The following is a 3835-nucleotide window of genomic DNA, read 5'->3' as shown; positions in this document are numbered from 1 at the left end:
GGAGGGGAGTCTTCGGCGGTATCGGTTGTTCGCGGCTCGGGATCCTCGGGTGTTGATCGGGATTGATCCGGAAGGGGTGTGGGGAGAGCGGGAGTTGATCGCGTTGATGGCGGAGAAGTGTGGGGTTTCGGCCGATCCGCAGGACACTTCAGGGCATGATGTGATCGATCCGGAGCGGACCCTCCGCGCGCTGGACGCCTTCGCGGAGCGGCTCGCGGTGGTTGCCCAGCGTGGTGGGCCCGTGTTGTTCGGGACCGGGCATCCGCAGCGGCTGCTCGGGTTCTACGCGGGGATCGCAGACGCTTTGTCGGCGGCGGGATGTGTTGTTCTCACCCCGGCGCAGGGTCGCTGTGTCGACATAACGACCCGGTTCGGTCTACGCACGCTCCAGCTCGCCTACGTGCGGGGCGTCGGGTTGATGCGGGAACCCGGTCCCGAGCGCCCCGGTGGTGCCACCGGCGCACACACGCACTCACCCCTCCCGGTTCGGCTGGCGCTGGCGGCGGCCGTGGAGGCCGGCGGGCCGTTGCCGGAGCTGGTGATCGGGGACCACGGCTGGGTCTGCGGGGCAGGTCAGCTGGGGTTCGAGGCGATCGGCCTGGCGGACAGCGACGATCCCGCGCTCTTCGTCGGGGAGGCCGAGGGGACCGTGTCCGTCGTCGTTCCACTTGATGACGGCGCGCGCGCCGAGTACTACCTGCCGCTCACCCGCTACGTACTCAATCGGGCGTGTCTGTCACAGTAGGCCCCCGATGGTTGCACCTCTTCCCCACTCGCATCACCCGCCCCTACATTGGGGAGTGAGCACGCAGCGACGAAGAGTCACCGGAAGGGGAAGCCGGTGGCCGTCGAGTCGAGTGCGGAAGGTTCAGGTGTGTCATGGCTGCAGCTGGCGAGAGGCCTCTGAACGAGGTTCAGTTCCTTACCGTGGCGGAAGTCGCCTCGGTGATGCGAGTGTCCAAGATGACCGTGTACCGGCTGGTGCACAGCGGTCATCTGCCCGCGATCCGGGTCGGAAGGTCCTTCCGCGTTCCGGAGCAAGCGGTTCACGAGTACCTCCGCGAGAGCTATGTGGGGGTGGAAACGGCCTGACGGCAGGGGTGGGGGGACCCGCACCACAGGGCACTCCAGGGTCCCTCCGCCGCCTCGATTACGACCTCAGCGCTCGGGCGGGTAGGCTAGCCCCTCGTAGGTCGTATGGGCCCATGGCGCCCAGCACCGAGTGATGAGAAGTGAGCGAGGGTAGTCGTGGGCTCTGTTATCAAGAAGCGGCGCAAGCGGATGGCCAAGAAGAAGCACCGCAAGCTGCTCAAGCGCACGCGCGTTCAGCGTCGTAACAAGAAGTAGTTCGCTCGACGCGAGCCGCGAAAGCGTGGTGTGGCCCCCCAGCCGGTTACCGGCTGGGGGGCCACACGCATGTCCGGAGTCTGTGCGGCCGGCTGAACCCCGTGCGGATCCCTGGACGCACACCATGGCTGATCTGCTCGTATGACCGACCGTTGCCGTCACTTCATGCATCGGGTGGTCATCACAGCGCAACACCGACCCGCTAGGTTGGCCCGCAGCGGGGAACGCGGCAGGGTGGGGAAACACAGCAGGGTGGTACCGGACCTAGTGATGGACGAAGGAAGGCGCTGATCTTGGGCAAGGTCGTGCTGGTGACCGGGGTGGCCCGTCAGCTGGGGGGCCGGTTCGTACGGCGGATCCAGCGTGACCCGGACGTGGACCGGGTGATCGCGGTGGACGCCGTGCGGCCCGAACACCATCTGGGCGGTGCCGACTTCGTCCAGGCTGACATCCGGCAGTCCACGATCGCGCGGGTGCTCGCCGAGACCGGTGCCGACACCGTCGTACACCTGGACGTGACGGCGACCGCGCTCGGCAGTGGGAGCCGGACCACGGTCAAGGAGACCAACGTCATCGGGACGATGCAGCTGCTCGGCGCCTGTCAGAAGTCGCCGAACGTGAAACGCCTCGTCGTGAAGTCCAGCACCAACGTGTACGGCTCCGCGCCCCGCGACCCCGCCGTGTTCACCGAGACCACCGCGGCCAAGTCGCTGCCCAGTGGCGGGTTCGCCAAGGACACCGTGGAGGTCGAGGGGTACGTCCGCGGGTTCGCCCGGCGGCGCCCCGACGTCGCGGTGTGCGTGCTGCGGTTCGCCAACATCCTCGGCCCGACCGCAGAGACACCGCTCGCCTCCTACTTCTCGCTGCCGGTCCTGCCCACCGTCTTCGGCTACGACCCGCGGCTCCAGTTCGTGCACGAGGACGACGTGATCGAGGTGCTGCGGATCGGCTCGCACGAGCCCGGCCGTGGCACGCTCAACAGCGGCACGTTCAACATCGCCGGCGACGGCGTGCTGCTGCTGTCGCAGTGCTCCCGACGGCTCGGCCGACCCACCGTCCCGCTCCTGCTGCCGGCCGTCACCTGGGCGGGCACCCTCGTGCGTACGCTGGGCATGACGGACTTCTCGCCGGAGCAGATCCGGCTGCTCACGCACGGCAGGGTCGTGGCGACCAACCAGATGCGCGAGACGCTGGGATTCACGCCGAGGTACACCACAGCGGAGACGTTCGCGGACTTCGCACGCAGCCAGGGGCCGGGGCTTCTGCCCCCCGAGGCCGTCGCGACGGCCGTCGACCGGATCGCCGCGCTGCCCGTCGCGGGCGGCAGCCACCCCCCGACGCACCGCGCCAACTGAGGAGCGCATCAACAATGGCGGACGCCAAGGTCATTCCGTTCGACGACGATCGGTCCCGCGGGGGCGCCGCGCAGCGGCCGTCGCGGCGCCGGAGCGCGGGGAGCGGGCGCCGGAACGGCGAGCCGGCGCCGGTCCGTGAGATCGGCGAGGCCGGTGAGGTCACCGAGGTTCGTGAGGTCCAGGCCCTGCCCACCAGGGCCGTTCCGCAGGATGATGTCCCTGTGACCGGTGAGGAGCAGCCGCCGCGGCCCGACGGTGACGGGGGCGGCCTGGAGCGGCGTATCGCCGGGGGGCTGTCCTTCCTGCGCCGCCGGCTGACCGGCGACTACGACGTCGACGACTTCGGCTACGACCAGGAGCTGACCGACCAGGTCCTGATGTCGCTGCTGCGCCCGGTGTACGAGAAGTACTTCCGGGTGGAGGTGAAGGGCGTCGAGAACATCCCCGCCGACGGCGGTGCGCTGATCGTCTCCAACCACTCCGGGACGCTGCCGCTGGACGGGCTGATGATGCAGGTCGCCGTCCACGACCATCACCCGGCGGGCCGTCATCTGCGGCTGCTCGCCGCCGACCTGGTCTTCGTGCTGCCGGTCGTCAACGAGCTGGCCCGCAAGCTCGGGCACACCCTGGCGTGCTCCGAGGACGCCGAACGGCTGCTGGCGCAGGGCGAGCTGGTCGGGGTGATGCCGGAGGGCTTCAAGGGCATCGGGAAGCCCTTCGGCGAGCGCTACAAGCTCCAGCGGTTCGGTCGGGGCGGCTTCGTGTCGACGGCGCTGCGCCAGGGCGCCCCGATCATCCCCTGCTCGATCGTCGGGGCGGAGGAGATCTACCCGATGATCGGCAATGCCAAGACGCTCGCCCGCGTCCTCGGCTTCCCGTACTTCCCGCTCACCCCGACGTTCCCCTGGCTGGGCCCGCTGGGCGCGATCCCGCTGCCCACGAAGTGGACGATCCAGTTCGGCGAGCCGATCCCCACGGACGGCTACCCGCCGGAGGCGGCCGAGGATCCCATGCTCATGTTCAACCTGACGGACCAGGTGAGGGAACAGATCCAGCACACGCTCTACAAGTTGCTGGTGCAGCGGCGGTCGGTGTTCTTCTGAGATGTGTTGCGACAGGGCTACGGCGGTGGG

The 3835-nt window shown here is 69.0% G+C and carries 5 protein-coding genes; all 5 read left to right on the top strand.

The annotated features are described in order from the left end of the window. Positions 1–745 (top strand): phosphatase (locus BZL64_RS36595; protein WP_086773326.1); only part of this gene is annotated, 745 nt, incomplete at its 5' end. 134 nt (positions 746–879) lie between these two features. Continuing rightward, positions 880–1092, top strand: coding sequence for a helix-turn-helix domain-containing protein (locus tag BZL64_RS36590; RefSeq protein WP_004984898.1), 213 nt, complete (start codon positions 880–882; stop codon positions 1090–1092). Positions 1093–1248: 156 nt separating this feature from the next. Next, entirely contained in the window at positions 1249–1347 is a 99-nt protein-coding gene (locus BZL64_RS36585; RefSeq protein ID WP_003948845.1) for a 30S ribosomal protein bS22, read from the top strand. 293 nt (positions 1348–1640) lie between these two features. Next, the gene (locus BZL64_RS36580) at positions 1641–2702 is read left to right on the top strand and encodes an NAD-dependent epimerase/dehydratase family protein (RefSeq protein ID WP_086773325.1); all 1062 of its coding nucleotides are present in this window, start codon (positions 1641–1643) and stop codon (positions 2700–2702) included. 14 nt (positions 2703–2716) lie between these two features. After that, complete coding sequence (locus BZL64_RS36575) at positions 2717–3805, top strand: lysophospholipid acyltransferase family protein (RefSeq protein ID WP_086773324.1); 1089 nt, start codon at positions 2717–2719, stop codon at positions 3803–3805. Positions 3806–3835: the final 30 nt, after the last annotated feature.

The sequence above is a fragment of the Streptomyces bobili genome (genome assembly GCF_002154575.1).
GTDB classification, from domain to species: domain Bacteria; phylum Actinomycetota; class Actinomycetes; order Streptomycetales; family Streptomycetaceae; genus Streptomyces; species Streptomyces bobili.
This window is presented reverse-complemented; position numbering and strand designations above follow the sequence as displayed.